A 3,959-nucleotide genomic window follows, 5' to 3' on the forward strand; every position below is an offset into this window, starting at 1 on the left:
GACCCCCGCGACCCCCGCGACCCCCGCGCGGGCCGGCGCGGCGACCGACGTAGCGTGCCGGGCGTGAGTCGACTGCTCGAACCCCTGACGCTGCGCGGCACCACCTTCGCGCACCGGATCTGGGTCTCCCCGATGTGCCAGTACTCCTGCGACCCCGTCGCCGCGCCGGGCGTGCCGCACGACTGGCACCTGGTCCACTACGGCTCCCTCGCCGTCGGCGGCGCCGCCCTGGTGCTCACCGAGGCCGCCGCCGTCGTGCCCGAGGGGCGCATCACGCCCCACGACGCCGGGCTGTGGGACGAGGAGCAGGAGCGCGCCTGGGCGCGCGTGGTGTCCTTCGTGCACTCCCAGGGCGCCGCCGCGGGCGTGCAGCTCGCCCACGCCGGCCGCAAGGCGAGCACCCACCGCCCCTGGGCGCCGGTGCAGGGCAGCGTGCCGCTGGAGGAGGGCGGCTGGCCGACCGTCGCCCCCAGCGCCATCGCCCACGGCGACCTGGCCGTGCCCACCGCCCTGGACGAGCAGGGCCTGGCCCGCGTCGTGGGCGCCTTCGCCGACGCCGCCCGCCGCGCCGAGCGCGCCGGCTTCGACGTGGTGGAGCTGCACGCCGCCCACGGCTACCTGCTGCACCAGTTCCTCTCGCCGCTGTCCAACACCCGCACCGACGGCTACGGCGGCGACCTGGCGGGGCGCTCGCGGCTGCTGCTGGAGGTCCTGGACGCCGTGCGCGCGGCGTGGCCGCAGGACAAGCCCGTCTTCGTGCGCGTGTCCACCTCCGACTGGGCCGAGGGCGGCTGGGACGTGGAGGACTCCGTGCAGCTGGCGCGCCTGCTCGCCGAGCACGGCGCCGACCTCGTCGACGCCTCCTCCGGGGGCAACGTGCCGCAGCAGCGCATCCCCGTCGGGCCCGGCTACCAGGTGCCCAACGCCGGGCGCGTCAAGCGCGGCGCCGGCGTGCCCGTGGGCGCCGTCGGCCTGATCCTGGACCCGCTGCAGGCCGAGCAGGTCCTGGTCAGCGGCGACGCCGACGCGGTGCTGCTGGCCCGCCCGCTGCTGGCCGACCCGCGCTGGCCGCAGCGCGCCGCCGCCGCCCTGCACGGCACCCGCGCCGTGGCCTGGCCCGCGCAGTACGTGCGCGCCACCCGCGACGACGTGCCGGTCAGCGCACCGCGCTGAGCGCGCGCCGGCCCGCGCCGGGCCGCGGCGGCGCGGACGGGCCATGATGGGCACGTGCCCCCTGCGACCGGAACGGAGCGGAAGCCGTGAGCGCCCTGCCCCCCACCGCCCTGACGGGCCGGCTGCTGCTGGCGACGCCCTCGCTGACCGACCCCAACTTCCGCCGCGCCGTCGTCCTCGTCCTGAACCACGACGAGGACGGCGCGCTGGGGGTGGTGGTCAACCGGCCGCTGGAGGTCGACGTGGACGCCGTGCTGCCCGGCTGGCAGCCCTTCGCCACCGCCCCCGGCAAGCTCTTCCAGGGCGGCCCGGTCGCGCTGGACTCCGCGCTGGGGCTGGTGGCCGTGCCCGGCGACCGGCCCGACCCCCGGGGCGTGCGCCGGGTGTTCGCCTCCGTGGGCCTGGGCTCGGTGGGCCTGGTGGACCTCGACACCCCGCCGGAGGCCGTCGTCGACGAGCTCGCCGGCCTGCGCATCTTCGCCGGCTACGCCGGCTGGGGGGCCGGGCAGCTGGAGGCGGAGATCGCCGAGGACTCCTGGTTCGTGCTGCCCGCCGAGGCCCGCGACGCCTTCTCCGACGACCCCGAGCGGCTGTGGGCCGACGTGCTGCGCCGGCAGGGCGGCGACCTGGCGCTGGTGGCGAGCTTCCCCGCCGACGTCACGATGAACTGAGCGCACCGGGAGGTCGCAGCGCGCCGGGCGCCGGGGGCTCAGAACTCCCAGCGCAGCAGCCGCAGCTGCCGGCGCAGCGGGGGCACCGCCGCGAACAGGCGCTGGGCCGGCCGGGCGCCGCCCGGCGGGGACCACCGCAGCGCCTCCACCGCGCCGGTCAGGCGCAGGTGCGGGGCCAGGCGCCGCACGTCGCCCGGCCCGCGCGGCGCCCACGCCATCCGGAAGCCCCGGTAGCCCGGCGGAAGGAACCGCGAGGAGCGCACCACCCACGGGGGCACCACGTCGAACAGCACGGTCCCGTGCTCGAAGCGCGCGGTCACCCGGCGCAGCAGCCGCCCCACCTCCGGCTCCGGCAGGTACATCAGCAGCCCCTCGGCGACGAGGAGCACCCGCTCGCCCGCGGGCGCGGGACGCCGGGGCAGCGGCCCCGTTCGACGTACCATCGCCGCATGAGCTCGCCGATCGACGACCCGTCCCGCCCCGGCCCGCAGGTCGCACCGTCGACCACGCCCTCGCGCACGGCCGTCATCGAGCGCGAGGAGCAGGCCGAGGAGAAGGTCGAGCCCGGCGACCACGAGCGCTTCGCGCACTACGTGAAGAAGGAGAAGATCGTGGAGTCCGCCCTCTCGGGCGAACCCGTGATCGCCCTGTGCGGCAAGGTGTGGGTCCCCGGCCGCGACCCCAAGCGCTTCCCGGTGTGCCCCACCTGCAAGGAGATCTACGAGAGCCTGTCCGGCGGCGGCGGCGGGGACGACTCCGGCCGCTGATGGAGCGCCCCGCCGCCGGCGGGGGGAGCGCGGGCGCCGCGGCGGCCGGGCCGCTCTCGCGCGAGCACCGCGCCACCACGCTGCCCGTCCTGGCCTTCATCTGCCTCGTCGCGTTCGAGTCGATCGCCGTGGCCACCGCCATGCCGGTGGCCGCGCGCGAGCTCGGCGCCGTGCGCTCCTACGGCCTGGCGTTCTCCTCGTTCCTCACCGCCAGCCTGCTGGGCACCGTCCTGGCCGGCGGCTGGGCCGACGCGCGCGGCCCGCGCGCGCCCATGGCCGCCGGCGCCGCGCTGTTCGTGGCCGGGCAGAGCGTGTGCGCCCTGGCCCCGACCTTCGGGGTGCTGCTGGCCGGTCGGCTGCTGGCCGGCCTGGGCGGCGGCCTGGTCGTGGTGTCCATCTACGTCGTCGTCGGCTCCGCCTACCCCGACGAGGTGCGTCCGCGCGTGTTCGGCTGGATGTCGGCGTGCTGGGTGCTGCCCGGCGTGCTCGGGCCCGCCCTGGCCGGCTGGATGGCCGACGCCGTCAGCTGGCGGCTGGTCTTCGGCGTCGTCGTGCCCTTCGCCGTGCTCGTGGCCGCGGTGATCCTCCCGCGGGTGGCCGCGCCCTCCGCGCGCGCCCGGGCAGTGCGCGGCCTGGTCGTGGCCGCCGGGGCCGGGGCCCTGCAGGCCGGTGCCGAGGGGCTGGGCGACGGCGGGGCGCTGCCGGTGCTGCTGACCGCCGCCGGGGCGGTGGCGGTCCTGGCCGCGCTGCCCGGGCTGCTGCCGGCCGGGGCGCTGCGCCTGGCGCGCGGGCTGCCCAGCGTCGTCGTCGTGCGCGGGCTGTTCACCGCCGCGTTCTTCGGCACCGAGACGTTCGTGCCGCTGATGCTGCAGTCCGAGCGCGGCTTCAGCGCCTCCCAGGCCGGCCTGGTCCTCACCGGCGGCACCCTGGGCTGGTTCAGCGGCACCACCGCGCAGGCGCGCGCCCTGGACCGCCTGCCGCGCGCGGCGCTGCTGGTGGGCGGCGGCACGGCGCTGACCGGCGCGATCGCCCTGCTGTCGGTGCTGACGCTGACCGGCGCCTCGGGCTGGTGGGTGCTGGCCGCCTGGCTGCTCGCCGGGTTCGGCATGGGCCTGGGCGTGGCCACCACGAGCCTGCTCACGCTGCGGCTGGCCACCCCCGCCCAGCGGGGCCTGGCCTCCTCGGCGCTGCAGCTGTCCGACAACCTCGGCTGCGTGCTGGGCATCGCGGTGGCCGGCGGCGTCTTCGCCGCCCTGCACACCGGCGCCGGCCGCGACGGGGGGCTCTTCGGCGGCCTGTACGCCGGCCTGGCCCTGGTGGCGGTGGCCGCCGAAGAGCCCCCCGTCGC

The 3,959-nt window shown here is 78.1% G+C and carries 5 protein-coding genes; 4 read left to right on the forward strand and 1 reads right to left on the reverse strand.

Going from position 1 to position 3,959, the window contains the following annotated elements; all coding sequences use genetic code 11:
- The first annotated feature begins 63 nt into the window (after positions 1 to 63).
- On the forward strand, positions 64 to 1,173 hold the full coding sequence (locus tag GTR00_RS16105) for an NADH:flavin oxidoreductase/NADH oxidase (RefSeq protein WP_166612604.1): 1,110 nt from the start codon (positions 64 to 66) through the stop codon (positions 1,171 to 1,173).
- Between the two features lie 95 nt (positions 1,174 to 1,268).
- The gene (locus GTR00_RS16110) at positions 1,269 to 1,844 is read left to right on the forward strand and encodes a YqgE/AlgH family protein (protein WP_205705958.1); all 576 of its coding nucleotides are present in this window, start codon (positions 1,269 to 1,271) and stop codon (positions 1,842 to 1,844) included.
- A gap of 38 nt (positions 1,845 to 1,882) precedes the next feature.
- Here GTR00_RS16110 and GTR00_RS16115 read toward each other — a convergent pair whose 3' ends face one another.
- Positions 1,883 to 2,233 (reverse strand): hypothetical protein, encoded by a 351-nt coding sequence (locus GTR00_RS16115; RefSeq protein WP_166612606.1) that lies wholly within the window; start codon positions 2,231 to 2,233, stop codon positions 1,883 to 1,885.
- A 60-nt stretch (positions 2,234 to 2,293) separates the two neighbouring features.
- On the opposite strand from GTR00_RS16115, the gene GTR00_RS16120 reads away from it, so the two are divergent.
- Together GTR00_RS16120 and GTR00_RS16125 are read left to right on the forward strand one after the other, a co-directional pair.
- Entirely contained in the window at positions 2,294 to 2,611 is a 318-nt protein-coding gene (locus tag GTR00_RS16120) for a DUF3039 domain-containing protein (protein WP_166612607.1), read from the forward strand.
- The coding region (locus GTR00_RS16125) for an MFS transporter (RefSeq protein WP_166612608.1) at positions 2,611 to 3,959 on the forward strand (1,349 nt) is incomplete at its 3' end. The genes GTR00_RS16120 and GTR00_RS16125, both read left to right, overlap by 1 nt.

Source organism: Kineococcus indalonis (assembly GCF_009906395.1).
GTDB lineage: Bacteria > Actinomycetota > Actinomycetes > Actinomycetales > Kineococcaceae > Kineococcus > Kineococcus indalonis.

Excerpts from the sequence above, each read along its gene's own strand:
- GTR00_RS16120 (WP_166612607.1), top strand. The coding sequence starts at position 2,294 with ATGAGCTCGCCGATCGACGACCCGTCCCGCCCCGGCCCGCAGGTCGCA.